The sequence below is a fragment of the Pseudomonas marginalis genome (genome assembly GCF_024169655.1).
Classification (GTDB): domain Bacteria; phylum Pseudomonadota; class Gammaproteobacteria; order Pseudomonadales; family Pseudomonadaceae; genus Aquipseudomonas; species Aquipseudomonas paraveronii.
The window spans coordinates 442,053-457,092 of record NZ_JALJWV010000001.1; the positions used below are offsets into that span (position 1 = coordinate 442,053).

Consider the following 15,040-nt stretch of genomic DNA (forward strand, 5'->3'; position numbering starts at 1 on the left):
CCGGCGAGTCCTCTTGTGCTTCGTCCGGGATGAACGTTCGACCATCGAACAGCCCTCGCGTACCGAGCACAGCACTGTTTTCAGTGCGTCCATCCGTCACAGGTTCGCTCCGACAAAAATCCACCGCCTGGATAGTTGGAGAGCCCGTGATGAGTACAACACCAAAAAATACCGTGCATTTGAGTGAATCGGCCAAGGTCGACTCCGGCTCCGTGCAACCCTTTACCCGCTCGCAGAAAATCTACGTGCAAGGCACCCGCCCGGACATCCTTGTGCCGATGCGCGAAATCAGCCTTGATGTGACCCCCACCGATTTCGGCGGCGAGATCAACGCCCCCGTGGTGGTCTACGACACCTCCGGCCCCTACACCGACCCCAACGTCATCATCGACGTGCGCAAAGGCCTGGGCGATGTGCGCTCGCCGTGGATCGAGTCGCGGGGCGACACCGAACGCCTGTCCGGCCTGAGCTCGCACTTCGGCCAGCAACGCCTGACCGATGCCGAACTGACCGCCCTGCGCTTTGCCCATGTGAAGAACCCGCGTCGCGCCAAGGCCGGTGCCAACGTCACGCAGATGCACTACGCGCGCAAAGGCATCATCACCGCCGAGATGGAATACGTCGCCATCCGCGAAAACATGAAGCTCGAAGAAGCCCGCGCCAGCGGCCTGCTCGATCAGCAACACGCCGGCTACAGCTTCGGCGCCAGCGTGCCGAAGATCATTACCCCGGAATTCGTGCGCGAAGAAATCGCCCGCGGCCGCGCGATCATCCCGGCCAACATCAACCACACCGAACTGGAACCGATGATCATCGGCCGTAACTTCCTGGTGAAGATCAACGGCAACATCGGCAACAGCGCGCTGGGTTCGTCCATCGAAGAAGAAGTGGCGAAATTGACCTGGGGCATTCGCTGGGGGTCGGACACGGTGATGGACCTGTCCACCGGCAAGCACATCCACGAAACCCGCGAGTGGATCATCCGCAACTCGCCGGTGCCGATCGGCACGGTGCCGATCTACCAGGCCCTGGAAAAAGTCGGCGGCGCCGCTGAAGACCTGACCTGGGAGCTGTTCCGCGACACCCTGATCGAACAGGCCGAGCAGGGTGTCGACTACTTCACCATCCACGCCGGCGTCCTGCTGCGCTACGTGCCGCTGACCGCCAAGCGCGTCACCGGCATCGTCTCGCGTGGCGGCTCGATCATGGCCAAGTGGTGCCTGGCGCACCACAAAGAGAACTTCACCTACACGCATTTCGACGAAATCTGCGAAATCATGAAGGCCTATGACGTCAGCTTCTCCCTCGGCGACGGCCTGCGCCCAGGTTCGATTGCCGACGCCAACGACGCTGCACAATTCGGCGAATTGGAAACCCTCGGCGAGCTGACCAAGACCGCCTGGAAGCACGACGTGCAAACCATGATCGAAGGCCCCGGCCACGTGCCGATGCAACTGATCAAGGAGAACATGGACAAGCAGCTCGAATGCTGCGACGAGGCGCCGTTCTACACCCTCGGCCCGCTGACCACCGACATCGCGCCAGGCTACGACCACATCACCTCCGGCATCGGTGCGGCGATGATCGGCTGGTTCGGTTGCGCCATGCTCTGCTACGTCACGCCCAAGGAGCACCTGGGCTTGCCCAACAAGGATGACGTGAAGACCGGGATCATCACCTACAAGATCGCCGCGCATGCAGCGGACTTGGCCAAGGGGCATCCGGGCGCGCAGATCCGTGATAACGCGCTGAGCAAGGCGCGCTTCGAGTTCCGTTGGGAAGACCAGTTCAACCTCGGCCTCGACCCGGACACCGCGCGCTCGTATCACGACGAAACCCTGCCGAAGGACTCGGCCAAGGTCGCGCATTTCTGTTCGATGTGCGGGCCGAAGTTCTGCTCGATGAAAATCACCCAGGAAGTGCGTGAATACGCGGCCAACCAGCGCATCGATGCGGTAGATGTGGAAGTGGCCAAGGGCTTGGCCGAACAGGCTGAGCGGTTCAAGCAGGAAGGCAGTCAGCTCTACAAGAAGGTCTGATCCGAGGTTGTAGGCGCTTTCAAGGGCCTTATCGGGGGCAAGCCCCCTCCCACATTTTGAATTGTGAACACATTCAAGTGTGGGAGGGGGCTTGCCCCCGATAGCAATCTTTCAAACAACAAATGCCCCTCAGAGACTCCATCCTTGAGCATTCAACCCAGCACCTATTCCCCCGACATCGCAGTGCCGACGAACAAACGCGTTTTCGGCGCCCGCGACCTCTTCTCCCTGTGGTTCTCCCTCGGCATCGGCCTGATGGTCCTGCAAACCGGCGCGCTGCTCGCGCCCGGCCTGGGCCTGGCCGGTGGGTTACTGGCGATTTTCCTCGGCACTCTGGTCGGCGTGCTGTTGCTCGCCGCCGTCGGTGTGATCGGCAGCGACACCGGGCTGTCCGCCATGGCCGCGCTCAAGCTCAGCCTCGGCGCCCAAGGCGCGAGCCTGCCGGCATTATTGAACCTGCTGCAGCTGATCGGCTGGGGCGCGTTTGAAATCATCGTCATGCGCGATGCCGCCAGCCTGTTGGGCGCGCGGGCGTTCAGCGACGGCAGCCTATTGGCCAGCCCGCTGCTGTGGACCCTGTTTTTCGGTGGCCTGGCGACCCTGCTGGCGGTCAGTGGCCCACTGACGTTCGTGCGCCAGATCCTGCGCAAATGGGGCATCTGGCTGCTGCTCGCGGCCTGCTTGTGGCTGACCTGGAACCTGTTCGCCAAGGCCGACCTCGCCACACTGTGGGCCCAGCCCGGTGATGGTTCGATGCCCTTCGCGGTGGGGTTTGATATCGCCATCGCCATGCCGCTGTCGTGGCTGCCGCTGATCGCCGATTATTCGCGCTTTGGCAAGCGCGCGAAAAGCGTGTTCGGCGGCACGGCACTGGGCTTTTTTATCGGCAATTTCTGGCTGATGAGCCTGGGCGTGGCCTACACCCTGGCGTTTGCGCCGAGCGGTGAAGTCAACGCGCTGTTGCTGGCGTTGGCCGGCGCGGGGCTGGGGATTCCGTTGTTGCTGATCCTGTTGGATGAGTCGGAAAACGCCTTTGCCGATATTCATTCGGCGGCCGTCTCCAGCGGGATTCTGTTGCGCCTGAAGGTCGAGCACCTGGCCTTGGCCATCGGTGTGCTCTGCACGCTGATCGCCTGCTTTGCTCCGTTGGCGCAGTACCAGAACTTTCTGCTGTTGATCGGTTCGGTATTCGCGCCGCTGTTTGGCGTTGTGCTGGTCGATCATTTCATCCTGCGCCGCCGCGGCCAGGGCGTGCTCGCCACGCTACGCTGGACGGCGCTGCTGGCCTGGCTGGGTGGCATCGGCACCTACCACCTGCTGGCCAACCTGTATCCGGATATCGGCGCGACCCTGCCGGCACTGGTGCTGGCAGGGCTGTTGCAGTTCATTCTCGGGCGCGCCTTCAACGGCGTGCGGGCACCCGCTCAGGCTTGATGATGCCTTCCAGGCGCGAGTAAGGAATCTGCAGCTCGACATGCCCCAGGGCATACGGCGCGATCGTGGTGGTGGGGTACTTGAGGGTCACGCCACCGGAAGTCAGCGCCACGTTCGGGGTTTTCTGGAACGGGTAGCTCTTGACGAATTCCGGCTCCAGGCTCAGGCGGGTGCTGATCAGCCAGCTGTTGTGTGCGACCTGGGCGGCTTTCCAGAAGGCCTCTTCCTTGCCGGGCAGCAGCATGTCGCTCAGCGAAAGGGCTTTTTGCTGCTGGCGCGAATAGTTGATGAAGGCGCGGCCCGGTTCGCCGTGGGTGGCGCCCTGGTCCAGGTAGCTGGACAGTTCGATGATCACCAAGCCGTCATGCTGCTCACGTACCTTGGCCTGCAAGTACATGCTGTTGCGTGGTGCGGCGGTGCTCAGGAACTGCTCGCGGTAGGTCGCCAGGCTCGACGGCAGCGGGTCGCTCGACCGGGTGCGGGTCATTTCCAGCAGGCGTTGTTCGATCAGCGCGTCGAGCCTGGGCTCCTTGGCAAAATGCACGGTGTCGATATTCACCAGCGGGCAATCGGCGTTGGCGCAGTCCGGCTTGCTTTGCTCGCTGGCGTCGCGGGTGGCTTCCAGCGGGGTGCTGTAGTTCGGTTGGAACAGGCTCTGGCAGGCGCCGAGGGTCAAGGCGATACACGCCATGGAGGCGATTTTTAAAAGCGACATGTAGGGTCTTCGTCCGTCGATAAGCGCGAAATTTATGGAGCTTCGACTACCGGCATGGCAGTCAGTTCGCCACTAAGCTGATTAGAGTGAGTTTGACGCCCGCCGTCTATCCCGGCAACCGGAAAGGGGCTGCGCCAACGGGCGAGAGCGCGTTAGGATGGCGCGAATTGCACGGGCATAACGAGGAAGGATATGACGGACATCGCGAAATCCACGCCGAGCACGATTGAGATCGTTCAGCGCGACAATGCCTACCAGGGTTTCTACAAGCTCGATCGTGTGCAACTGCGCCACGAAAAATTCGACGGTGGCATGAGCCGGGTGATCAACCGCGAAGTCTTCGTGCGGCATGACGCCGTGTGCGTGCTGCCCTATGACCCGCAGCGCGATGAAGTGGTGCTGATCGAGCAGTTTCGCGTCGGCGCCATGGGCCGTACCGCTAACCCGTGGCTGGTGGAAATGGTCGCCGGCCTGATCGATAAGGATGAAGAACCGGAGGAGGTTGCACACCGCGAAGCCGAAGAGGAAGCTGGGCTGACATTCTCCGCACTGTGGCCGATCACTCAATATTTTCCTTCGCCCGGTGGCAGTACCGAATTCGTCCACTTGTACCTGGGGCGTTGCGACAGTTCGGGCGCCGGTGGCGTCCATGGACTGGAAGAAGAAGCAGAAGATATCCGCGTCAGCACCTGGGCTTTCGAAGACGCCTTGCAAGCGGTGCGGGATGGTCGGATATCCAATGCGCCCAGCATTATTGCCTTGCAATGGCTAGCGCTCAATCGCGCGGAAGTGAGGGGGTTATGGCAGTAAAGGCACGGGAACGATACCGGGTTGACCTGATCGGGCTGCAAGCCGCCTGCGAGGCCAACTATGCGCGGCTGATGCGCCTGCTGCCGGACATGCGCCACGCCCCCGAGGCGCGGCGCATCGCCGTGACCCATGGCGACCAGATGCTCGGCGTGCTGACCCTGGAAGTCATCGTCAATTGCCCCTACACCACCACCCTGCGCGTGCGTCAGGAACACAGCCTGCCGTGGCTGCCGGTGCCGCAACTGGAAGTACAGGTGTACCACGATGCGCGAATGGCCGAAGTCATCAGCGCCGAACATGCGCGACGCTTTCGCAGCATCTATCCTTACCCGAATGTGTTCATGCACCAGCCCGATGAGAAAGCACAACTCAATGTGTTCCTCGGTGAATGGTTGAGCCACTGCCTGGCCCTGGGCCATGAGTTCGCAGCCGTGCGGTAGATGTGAACTGCGTCTGCTTCCTTGGGTTTCCTCTTTGTGTCCTGCCCCAGCATAATCGCGCCACACGTCCATTCCTGTGATTGCCTTGGGAGAGCGCCTTGCCTCGCGTATCCACCGTGACCCCCGATGCACCGGCGTTGCTGGTGCAGTTGTCCGACAGCCACCTGTTTGCCGAGGCCGACGCCACGCTGGTGGGCATGAACACCCGCGAAAGTTTGCAACGGGTGATCGACCTCGTGCGCGAGCAGCAGCCCCGGGTCGACTTGCTGCTGGCCACGGGGGACTTGTCCCAAGACGGTACGCTGGCCTCCTATCAGCACTTTCGTGAGATGACAGCGTTATTGGGTGTCCCGACGCGCTGGATTCCCGGCAACCACGACGAGCCGCAGATCATGGCCCACGCCGCCCTGCACAGCGACTTGCTGGAACCCGTGGTCGACATTGGCAATTGGCGCATTACCTTGCTGGACTCCGCCGTACCCGGTTCGGTGCCCGGTTATCTGCAGGACAGCCAACTGCAACTGCTGGCCCAAGCCTTGAGCGAAGCGCCGCACCGCCATCATCTGGTGTGTTTCCACCATCATCCGGTGCCCATCGGGTGTGCGTGGATGGAACCCATCGGCCTGCGCAACCCCGAGGCGCTGTTTGCCGTCCTGGACCGTTTCCCCCAGGTCCGGGCCGTGCTTTGGGGCCATGTACACCAGGAGATCGACCGCGAGCGCAACGGCGTGCGCTTGCTGGCCTCGCCGTCTACCTGCATCCAGTTCGCGCCGGGCAGCGAAGACTTCAACGTCAGTACCGAGGCGCCAGGCTATCGCTGGCTGCGCCTGCATGCCGACGGGCGGTTGGAGACTGGCGTCGAGCGGGTCAAAGGCTTTGCTTTTACCGTGGATTACGCCAGCAACGGCTATTAAAGGTGGGAGGGGGCTGCCGTGACTGGAAGACAGGGGACTCGCCACCCCGATCCCTGTAAACTGCGCCTTTTTGGCGCAAGCACGGAGAGCCCGGCATGTCCGCTTCGATCCTGTATATCCACGGTTTCAACAGCGCGCCTGCGTCCAACAAGGCCAGCCAGTTGATCGGTGTGATGGACGCCCTCGGCCTGGCCGAGCAGTTGCGCGTGCCGGCCCTGCATCACCATCCCCGTCAGGCGATTCCTCAATTGGAGGCGGCCATCGCGGAACTGGGGCGGCCACTGCTGGTCGGCAGCTCCCTCGGCGGCTACTATGCAACCCATCTTGCTGAACGCCATGGCCTCAAGGCGCTGCTGGTCAACCCGGCGGTCAGCCCCCATCGGATGTTCGACGGTTACCTGGGCACGCAGAAGAACCTCTACACCGATGAAACCTGGGAACTGACCCACGATCACGTCACGGCGCTGGCCGAGCTGGAAGTCCCGGCACCCCAGGACGCCGCGCGTTATCAGGTGTGGTTGCAGACCGGGGACGAAACCCTGGATTATCGCCTCGCCCAGCAGTATTACCGGGCCTGTGCCTTGCGCATCCAGGCCGGTGGCGACCACGGTTACCAGGGCTTTGCCCGGCAGTTGCCGGCGCTGTTGAGCTTTGCCGGCATTGGCGCCGATCAGTATCAATCCTTCGATTTCGCGGCACTGTAATTGCCTTGCAAATCCCAGGTTACTTTTTAATCGAACGAATCACGACGAGACCCCATGGCCACTCCCAGCGCTAGCTCTTATAACGCCGACGCCATCGAAGTCCTCTCGGGCCTCGACCCGGTGCGTAAACGCCCTGGCATGTACACCGACACCAGTCGGCCGAACCACCTTGCCCAGGAAGTCATCGACAACAGCGTCGACGAAGCCTTGGCCGGGCACGCCAAGTCGGTGCATGTCATTCTCCACGCGGACCACTCCCTGGAAGTGTCCGACGACGGTCGCGGCATGCCGGTGGACATCCACCCGGAAGAGGGCGTGTCGGGCGTCGAGCTGATCCTCACCAAACTGCACGCCGGCGGCAAGTTCTCCAACAAGAACTATCAGTTCTCCGGTGGTTTGCACGGTGTGGGTATTTCCGTGGTCAACGCCCTGTCGACGTTGGTGCGGGTCAGGGTCAAGCGCGACGGCAACGAATATGAGATGACCTTCGCCGATGGTTACAAAGCCACCGACCTGCAGGTGATCGGCACCGTTGGCAAGCGCAACACCGGCACCAGCGTGTACTTCGCCCCGGACCCGAAATACTTCGATTCGCCAAAATTCTCCATCAGCCGCCTCAAGCACGTGCTCAAGGCCAAGGCGGTATTGTGCCCGGGCCTGCTGGTCACCTTTGAAGACAAAGGCACCGGCGAAAAGGTCGAGTGGCACTACGAAGACGGCCTGCGCTCCTACCTGGAAGACGCTGTCAGCGACTTCGAGCGCCTGCCCAACGAGCCGTTCTGCGGTAGCCTGGCCGGGAACAAAGAAGCCGTCGACTGGGCGCTGCTGTGGTTGCCCGAGGGCGGCGACAGCGTGCAGGAAAGCTACGTCAACCTGATCCCCACCGCCCAGGGCGGCACCCACGTCAATGGTTTGCGCCAGGGCCTGCTCGACGCCATGCGCGAGTTCTGCGAATACCGCAGCCTGCTGCCGCGCGGCGTGAAGCTGGCGCCGGAAGACGTGTGGGAGCGCATCGCGTTCGTGCTGTCGATGAAAATGCAGGAGCCGCAATTCTCCGGCCAGACCAAAGAGCGTTTGTCGTCCCGCGAGGCGGCGGCGTTTGTCTCCGGTGTGGTCAAGGATGCGTTCAGCCTGTGGCTCAACGAGCACCCTGAGTTGGGCCTGGCCCTGGCGGAACTGGCGATCAACAACGCCGGCCGTCGCCTCAAGGCCAGCAAGAAGGTCGAGCGCAAACGCATCACGGCGGGCCCGGCACTGCCGGGCAAGCTGGCCGATTGCGCCGGGCAGGACCCGATGCGTTCCGAGCTGTTCCTGGTGGAAGGTGACTCCGCCGGCGGTTCCGCCAAGCAAGCGCGGGACAAGGAATTCCAGGCGATCCTGCCGTTGCGCGGCAAGATCCTCAACACCTGGGAAGTCGATGGCAGCGAAGTCCTGGCCAGCCAGGAAGTGCACAACATCGCCGTGGCCATCGGTGTCGACCCCGGCGCGGCGGACATCAGCCAACTGCGCTACGGCAAGATCTGCATCCTCGCCGACGCCGACTCCGACGGCCTGCACATCGCCACGCTGCTGTGCGCGCTGTTCGTGCAGCACTTCCGTCCGTTGGTGGATGCCGGTCACGTCTACGTCGCCATGCCGCCGCTGTACCGTATCGACCTGGGCAAGGAGATTTTCTACGCCCTCGACGAAGGCGAGCGCGATGGCATCCTCGACCGTCTGATCGCCGAGAAGAAACGCGGCAAGCCGCAGGTCACGCGATTCAAAGGCCTGGGTGAGATGAACCCGCCGCAACTGCGCGAAACCACTATGGACCCGAACACGCGGCGCCTGGTGCAACTGACCCTGGAGGACTTCGCCGCCACCTCGGAAATGATGGACATGCTGCTGGCGAAGAAACGCGCGCCGGACCGCAAGTCCTGGCTGGAGTCCAAAGGCAACCTCGCCGAGGTCCTGGGCTGATGCGCACAGGTTTCGCCCTGGCGATCCTGATGTTGAGCGGGTTGGCGGCCACCCAGGTGGTCGCCGCGCCCGTGGCTGAGCTCAAACTGGTGTCCGAACACCCGGTGGACGGCATGCGCGGCGGTAACCTGTCGGGCCTGGCCTTGTGTGGCAAAGAATTGTGGACGGTTTCCGACCGCGACGACGACCAGATCTACCGCCTGGATATCAGCGCGCCGACCTGGCGGGCCGAAACGCTGAAGATCGACGTGCCGCCGGTGCCTGACTCCGGCCTGCCGTGGGGGCTGCGTTCGCGCACCAAGGCCGCGTCGCTGATTCGCGGTGGCGACCTGGATTTTGAAGGCATCAGTTGCGATGCCGCCGGTAACCGCTACGTGGTCAGCGAAGCCCATGCGGCGGTGCTGAAAGTACCGGCGAGCGGTGCGCCCGAGTGGTTGAAGATCGCCCCCGGCATGGTGCGTGAAGCCCGCGCCAGCGGTATGTTGCTGCATTTCAATGCGTTGTTCGAAGGCCTGGCGGTGAACCCCGAAGGCAATCAGATCTGGCTGGCGGCGGAGCGTGAGCGGCGCGGCCTGATCTCCATCAAGCGCCCGCAAAGCCTGTGGGATTGCGACGGCGCGTGCGTGCTGTTGAGCGAGGCCGGCCAGGAAGTGCAGCCGGCGCAGTTCCCCAACGCCAAGGCGGTGTCCAAGGACTTTTCCGACCTGGCGCTGTTCAACGGCAAGTTGTTTACCCTGGAGCGCAATGCGTTTCAGATTTGTCGGCGCGATGCGATCACCGCCAAGGTCGAGCTGTGCTGGTCGTTTGCTGACGAAACCCTGACGCCCGAGCGGCGCTACGCCCAGTCGTATGGCCTGGCCGAAGCCCTGGTGCTGGACGCAGACGGTGCCTGGTTGGGCATCGACAATAATTTAGGCGCCCGTGCCGATGGCGAGAAACGCCCGGTGGTCTATCGTTTCGCCGCCCCCGCCGGTGGCTGGAGCGCTCAGCCATGAGTCACCCCTGTTTTGAATTGACCCGGCGCCGCGGCATTTCCGCGGCGCCTTACCAAACAATGATGAGGCCCGCATGAGTGACATCCTCGCAGACAGCTTAGACGGCGTAGAACGCCGGTCGCTGGCTGACTTCACCGAAAATGCCTACCTCAACTACTCCATGTACGTGATCATGGACCGTGCCTTGCCGCATATCGGCGACGGCCTGAAGCCCGTACAACGGCGCATCATCTACGCCATGAGTGAGTTGGGACTGGACGCAGATTCCAAGCACAAGAAGTCGGCGCGTACCGTCGGTGACGTGCTCGGTAAGTTCCACCCCCACGGCGACTCGGCCTGCTATGAAGCCATGGTGCTGATGGCCCAGCCGTTCAGCTACCGCTACACGCTGGTGGATGGCCAGGGCAACTGGGGTGCGCCGGATGATCCCAAGTCCTTCGCCGCCATGCGATACACCGAGGCACGCCTGTCGCGTTATTCGGAAGTGCTGCTCAGCGAACTGGGCCAGGGCACCGCTAACTGGGGCCCGAACTTCGACGGCACCCTCGACGAACCCCTGGTGTTGCCGGCGCGTTTGCCGAATATCCTGCTCAATGGCACCACCGGCATCGCCGTTGGCATGGCCACCGACGTACCGCCGCACAACCTGCGGGAAGTCGCCACAGCCTGCGTGCGCCTGCTCGATGAGCCCAAAGCCACGGTCGAGCAGCTCTGCGAGCATATCCAGGGCCCGGATTATCCGACCGAGGCGGAAATCATCACGCCGCGCGCCGACCTGCTGAAAATGTACGAAACCGGCAAGGGCTCGGTGCGCATGCGTGCCGTCTACCACGTCGAAGACGGCGACATTATCGTCACCGCGCTGCCGCACCAGGTGTCCGGCGCCAAGGTGCTGGAGCAGATCGCTGCGCTGATGCAGGCCAAGCCGTCGAAATTGCCGCAGGTCACTGACTTGCGTGACGAGTCCGACCACGAAAACCCGTGCCGCATCGTGATTATCCCGACCAACAGCCGGGTCGATCATGAAGTACTGATGCAGCATCTGTTCGCCTGCACGGACCTGGAGTCGAGCTACCGGGTCAACGTCAACATCATCGGCCTGGACGGCAAGCCGCAGCTGAAGAACCTGCGCAATCTGTTGGTGGAGTGGCTGGAGTTTCGCGTGCAGACCGTGCGTCGCCGCCTGCAATTCCGCCTGGACAAGGTCGAGCGTCGCCTGCACCTGTTGGACGGCTTGCTGATTGCCTACCTCAACCTGGATGAAGTGATCCACATCATCCGCACCGCCGAGCACCCGAAAGCCGATCTGATCGCGCGTTTTGAACTGAGCGAGATCCAGGCCGACTACATCCTCGACACCCGTTTGCGTCAGTTGGCGCGACTGGAAGAAATGAAGCTGCGCGACGAACAGGACGCGTTGCTCAAGGAGCAAGCCAAGCTGCAAGCCCTGCTGGGCAGCGAAGCCAAGCTCAAGAAGCTGGTGCGCAGTGAGCTGATCAAAGACGCCGAGACCTATGGCGACGACCGTCGTTCGCCTATCGTTGAGCGCGCAGACGCGAAAGCACTGACAGAAACCGAGCTGTTGCCAAACGAGAAAATTACAGTCGTTCTGTCGGAAAAGGGTTGGGTTCGTTCCGCCAAGGGGCATGATATTGATGCGACGGGCTTGTCGTACAAAGCTGGCGACGGCTTCAAGACCTCCGCTGCCGGGCGTTCCAACCAGTTTGCGGTGTTTATCGACTCCACCGGGCGCAGTTACTCGGTGCCGGCGCACACCTTGCCGTCCGCGCGCGGGCAGGGCGAGCCGCTGACCGGGCGCCTGACACCACCACCGGGCGCGAGTTTCGAATGTGTGTTGCTGCCGGACGATGACTCTCTGTATGTGATCGCCTCCGATGCGGGTTACGGCTTCGTGGTCAAGGGCGAAGACCTGCAGGCCAAGAACAAGGCCGGCAAGGCGCTGTTGAGCCTGCCGAACAACGCCAAGGTGATCCTGCCGCGGCCGGTGGACGATCGTGAGGGCAATTGGCTGGCGTCGGTGACCACTGAAGGGCGTTTGCTGGTGTTCAAGATCAGTGACCTGCCGCAGTTGGGTAAAGGCAAAGGCAACAAGATCATCGGTATTCCCGGCGAGCGGGTAGCCAGTCGCGAAGAGTACGTGACGGACATCGCGGTGATCCCGGAAGGCTCTACCCTGGTGCTTCAGGCCGGCAAGCGCACGTTGTCGCTGCGCCCTGACGACCTTGAGCACTACAAGGGCGAGCGCGGCCGGCGCGGCAATAAACTGCCTCGTGGCTTCCAGCGCGTGGATGCTTTACTGGTGGAAACGCCCGTTTAGCGCGGATTAGAGCTCTTGATCTACGATTTAACGCGTAGATCGACGCTTTCGCGCTGGAGTCATGGCGCATATTCACGGATGATATGGCCTTTCCAGCGCCGGCGTGGCCGAGCGTGTTTAGGTTATTTTTAGTATTACATTGTGGTTTGCCTTGTGGCAGCCGCCTGGATGGGATGATGACTGCTCCACGCCTTCCTTTTATTTTTATGCTCGCTGGCCTTCTCGGGCTGGCGGGTTGCAGCACACACCAGCCGGTGTCGCTGTACCAGCTGGACAGCGGAAGTCCGGCTCAGCCAGCTCAAGCCGCTGGCATGGCCGTCTTGCTGGGCCCGGTTGTTGTCGCTGACTACCTGCAACGCGAAACATTGCTGCAACGTCAGAACGACGGCAGCCTGCAAGGTTCCACCGATGGTCGTTGGGCGGGCAGTTTGTCGTCCGACATCAACCAACTGATGTTGCGCCAGGTGGCGGGTCAGTTGGACAGTCAGCGTGTGGTCCTGGCGCCTGCGCCCACCGGTTTTTCTCCGGATGTGCAGGTGTTGTTGACCATTACCCGGCTCGACTCCGGTACCTCGCAACCGGCGATTCTCGATGCGCAATGGCGCTTGATCGACCGCCGCGGCCAGGTGCGTGATAGCCGCATCGTGCATCTGCAGGAAGAGCATGCCGGCACCACCGCGTCCCAGGTCCAGGCCCAGGGTGTGCTGTTGCAGCATCTGGCGCAGCAGTTGTCGGTGGCCCTCAAACCATTGGCCAACCAGCCAGCGGTCGCCGAGGCGCCGCGCAAGCAAGCGCCGGTACAGGCCAAGCCGGCGGCACCGGAAAAGCCGAAAATCCCGATGGCTACGCCGATCCGCACGGATATGGAAGTGTTCAGGTTCTGATCTGAATGGCTCCAACAAAAAAGGCCCGCTGATTCAGCGGGCCTTTTGTTTGGTGCGATTTACTTGGGGACTTGCGGAGTCCGAATGTGGGAGGGGGCTTGCCCCCGATAGCGGTGTGCCAGGTGAAGTCCTGTTGACTGACACGCCGTCATCGGGGGCAAGCCCCCTCCCACATTGGTTCAACGGTGTCCCTAGGGCTTGGCACGGGTCTCGTGCATTCGCGCCAACTGCCGCTCCAGCATCGATGGATACGGCTCCATCAAGCGCTCTACGCAACTGGCGCCCTCAGGGCTGGCAATCGGGCGGATACGTGCGCGTTGGCGGATCAGCGTGTCTTCACTGATCTTGCGCTCCACCAGCAGCAGGTTGCGGCTGTGTTGGGACAAGGCCAGGGCGTCCTGGGCGATCTCGGTCAGCAACAGGTCGATCTGGCTCATGCCGAACAGGTCGTCGCCGACGGTCAGGCCCAGTTGCAACTGCAACGTGATGCCGCTGTCGGCCACTTCGATCTGCAACTCATGGCCCAGGGCGCGTAGCAGCTCGCCGCAGCAGATGGCGTTGGTAAGGTAGTCTTCGCCGCTGTCTTCGCTGTGGAACAGCATCAGTGTGCTGCCATCGTTCAGGGTGTGCAGTTCGCTCTGGTAGAGCGAGGCGGCCTGGTCGAGGCAGTCGCGGTAGCGTTCCAATAATTCCGTCAGGCGGGCGCGGGGCAGGCGGCGCAGTTGGTCCTGGGCACCCAGTTGCACGGCCAGGACGGCACTGTGCTGGGGCTCGGCATTCCTTACCGGTGCGGGCTTCGGCGCGACGACCGGGCTGCTGGCGGAGGTGTCGCGCAGGTCGGCGAACGGATCTTCGTCGTCCAGCTCGTCTTCTTCGGCCCTGAGCACATGGCGTGGTGCAGGCTTCAAGCCCGCGACCGGCGCGCTTTCGTCAAAGCCCGGGTCGCGCAGGTTGCGCACTTCAAAGGCGGGCTCGTCGTCGTAATCGCTGTCGTCGAACTCGGGCTCGGGTTCAACCTCGGGCGCTACCGGTTCCGGGGCGAAGCTGGTGTGAAGCTGGCGCGCAAGGTCGCCGATCTCGTCCTGACGATCGGTGGCCGGGGTGTGTTCGTCGATATCCCGCAGCCAGATGCGCAGTTGCATCAGCGGCGTGGAGATATGCCGCCCCAGGCGCAGGCTCAAGGCCAGGGCCAGGGCTAGCAGGATCGCGCTGAGGATGCCCATGCTTTGCAGGCTGATGGTCATCGGCTGCTGGAATTGCTGCATGTCCAGGCTGATGCGCAATTGGCCGGCTTTCACATCCTGAAACGTGATATTGCTCTGGTACAGGCCTTCGGCTTCACCCAACAGGCCGTTTTTCGGGCGTTGCCCGGCTTCGGCCATGATCCGGTTGTCCACGCTGTAGATGGCGGCGTGGGCCACCAGCGGGTTCTTGGTCAGGTTGTTGAGCAGCACGTTGAGGCTGAGGATGTCGTTGGACACCAGCAGTTCGGTCGCCGAGGTGGCGGTCTGGGTGGTCAAGCTCTCGCCCAGGGCATCGGCTTGCTCGTGCATGGCCTGTTTGAACTGCAAACCCATCACGCAGGCATAGATCACCAGTGCCAGAGCGACCAGGATCACGTTATGGCTGGCGATGCGTAATGCGATCGGCACACGGCGGTGGCGCAGTGCCCGGAAGATCAGCAGGAAGAAGTTATCGGTTTTTACTGGCGTGGGCCGGTTCACTTGAGCTCGGCTCTTTAGTCCGTGAAATTGACGCGCAGTATAGCGACAGGCCCAAGACCGGCAAAGCGTTGGCTGTGCCCGGTG

General features: G+C 62.4%; 12 protein-coding genes. 10 read left to right on the forward strand and 2 right to left on the reverse strand.

Going from position 1 to position 15,040, the window contains the following annotated elements; all coding sequences use genetic code 11:
• The first annotated feature begins 149 nt into the window (after positions 1 to 149).
• Both thiC and cytX read left to right on the forward strand, forming a co-directional pair.
• Positions 150 to 2,039: a phosphomethylpyrimidine synthase ThiC gene (gene thiC / locus J2Y83_RS01845; protein ID WP_253393041.1), complete on the forward strand. Its 1,890-nt coding sequence runs from the start codon at positions 150 to 152 to the stop codon at positions 2,037 to 2,039.
• Positions 2,040 to 2,183: 144 nt separating this feature from the next.
• Positions 2,184 to 3,473 (forward strand): putative hydroxymethylpyrimidine transporter CytX, encoded by a 1,290-nt coding sequence (gene cytX, locus J2Y83_RS01850; RefSeq protein WP_253393043.1) that lies wholly within the window; start codon positions 2,184 to 2,186, stop codon positions 3,471 to 3,473.
• Here the strand turns inward: cytX and J2Y83_RS01855 are convergent.
• Positions 3,442 to 4,188 (reverse strand): RsiV family protein, encoded by a 747-nt coding sequence (locus tag J2Y83_RS01855; protein WP_253393045.1) that lies wholly within the window; start codon positions 4,186 to 4,188, stop codon positions 3,442 to 3,444. The two genes, cytX and J2Y83_RS01855, sit on opposite strands and share 32 nt — an antisense overlap.
• A 192-nt stretch (positions 4,189 to 4,380) precedes the next feature.
• Here J2Y83_RS01855 and J2Y83_RS01860 point away from each other — a divergent pair, with 192 nt between their 5' ends.
• From J2Y83_RS01860 to J2Y83_RS01895, 8 genes are all read left to right on the forward strand, one after another.
• Positions 4,381 to 4,998 carry an NUDIX domain-containing protein gene (locus tag J2Y83_RS01860; protein ID WP_253393047.1) on the forward strand — a complete coding sequence of 206 codons (618 nt, stop codon included), beginning with the start codon at positions 4,381 to 4,383 and terminating at the stop codon, positions 4,996 to 4,998.
• Positions 4,989 to 5,438 carry a DUF1249 domain-containing protein gene (locus tag J2Y83_RS01865; protein WP_247402053.1) on the forward strand — a complete coding sequence of 150 codons (450 nt, stop codon included), beginning with the start codon at positions 4,989 to 4,991 and terminating at the stop codon, positions 5,436 to 5,438. Before J2Y83_RS01860 ends, J2Y83_RS01865 begins: the two co-directional genes overlap by 10 nt.
• A gap of 98 nt (positions 5,439 to 5,536) precedes the next feature.
• Positions 5,537 to 6,352 carry a 3',5'-cyclic-AMP phosphodiesterase gene (gene cpdA / locus J2Y83_RS01870; RefSeq protein ID WP_253393049.1) on the forward strand — a complete coding sequence of 272 codons (816 nt, stop codon included), beginning with the start codon at positions 5,537 to 5,539 and terminating at the stop codon, positions 6,350 to 6,352.
• Positions 6,353 to 6,447: 95 nt separating this feature from the next.
• Positions 6,448 to 7,056, forward strand: coding sequence for a YqiA/YcfP family alpha/beta fold hydrolase (locus J2Y83_RS01875; protein ID WP_253393051.1), 609 nt, complete (start codon positions 6,448 to 6,450; stop codon positions 7,054 to 7,056).
• 54 nt (positions 7,057 to 7,110) lie between these two features.
• Positions 7,111 to 9,015, forward strand: a complete 1,905-nt coding sequence (gene parE, locus J2Y83_RS01880; protein ID WP_253393053.1) for a DNA topoisomerase IV subunit B — start codon at positions 7,111 to 7,113, stop codon at positions 9,013 to 9,015.
• Entirely contained in the window at positions 9,015 to 10,010 is a 996-nt protein-coding gene (locus J2Y83_RS01885) for an esterase-like activity of phytase family protein (RefSeq protein ID WP_253393055.1), read from the forward strand. The genes parE and J2Y83_RS01885 overlap by 1 nt, the downstream gene beginning before the upstream one ends.
• Before the next feature lie 73 nt (positions 10,011 to 10,083).
• The gene (parC, locus tag J2Y83_RS01890) at positions 10,084 to 12,348 is read left to right on the forward strand and encodes a DNA topoisomerase IV subunit A (RefSeq protein WP_253393057.1); all 2,265 of its coding nucleotides are present in this window, start codon (positions 10,084 to 10,086) and stop codon (positions 12,346 to 12,348) included.
• Positions 12,349 to 12,521: 173 nt separating this feature from the next.
• Complete coding sequence (locus J2Y83_RS01895; RefSeq protein WP_253393059.1) at positions 12,522 to 13,232, forward strand: PqiC family protein; 711 nt, start codon at positions 12,522 to 12,524, stop codon at positions 13,230 to 13,232.
• A 191-nt stretch (positions 13,233 to 13,423) separates the two neighbouring features.
• Here J2Y83_RS01895 and J2Y83_RS01900 read toward each other — a convergent pair whose 3' ends face one another.
• Entirely contained in the window at positions 13,424 to 14,956 is a 1,533-nt protein-coding gene (locus J2Y83_RS01900) for an AhpA/YtjB family protein (RefSeq protein WP_253393061.1), read from the reverse strand.
• Positions 14,957 to 15,040 lie beyond the last annotated feature (84 nt).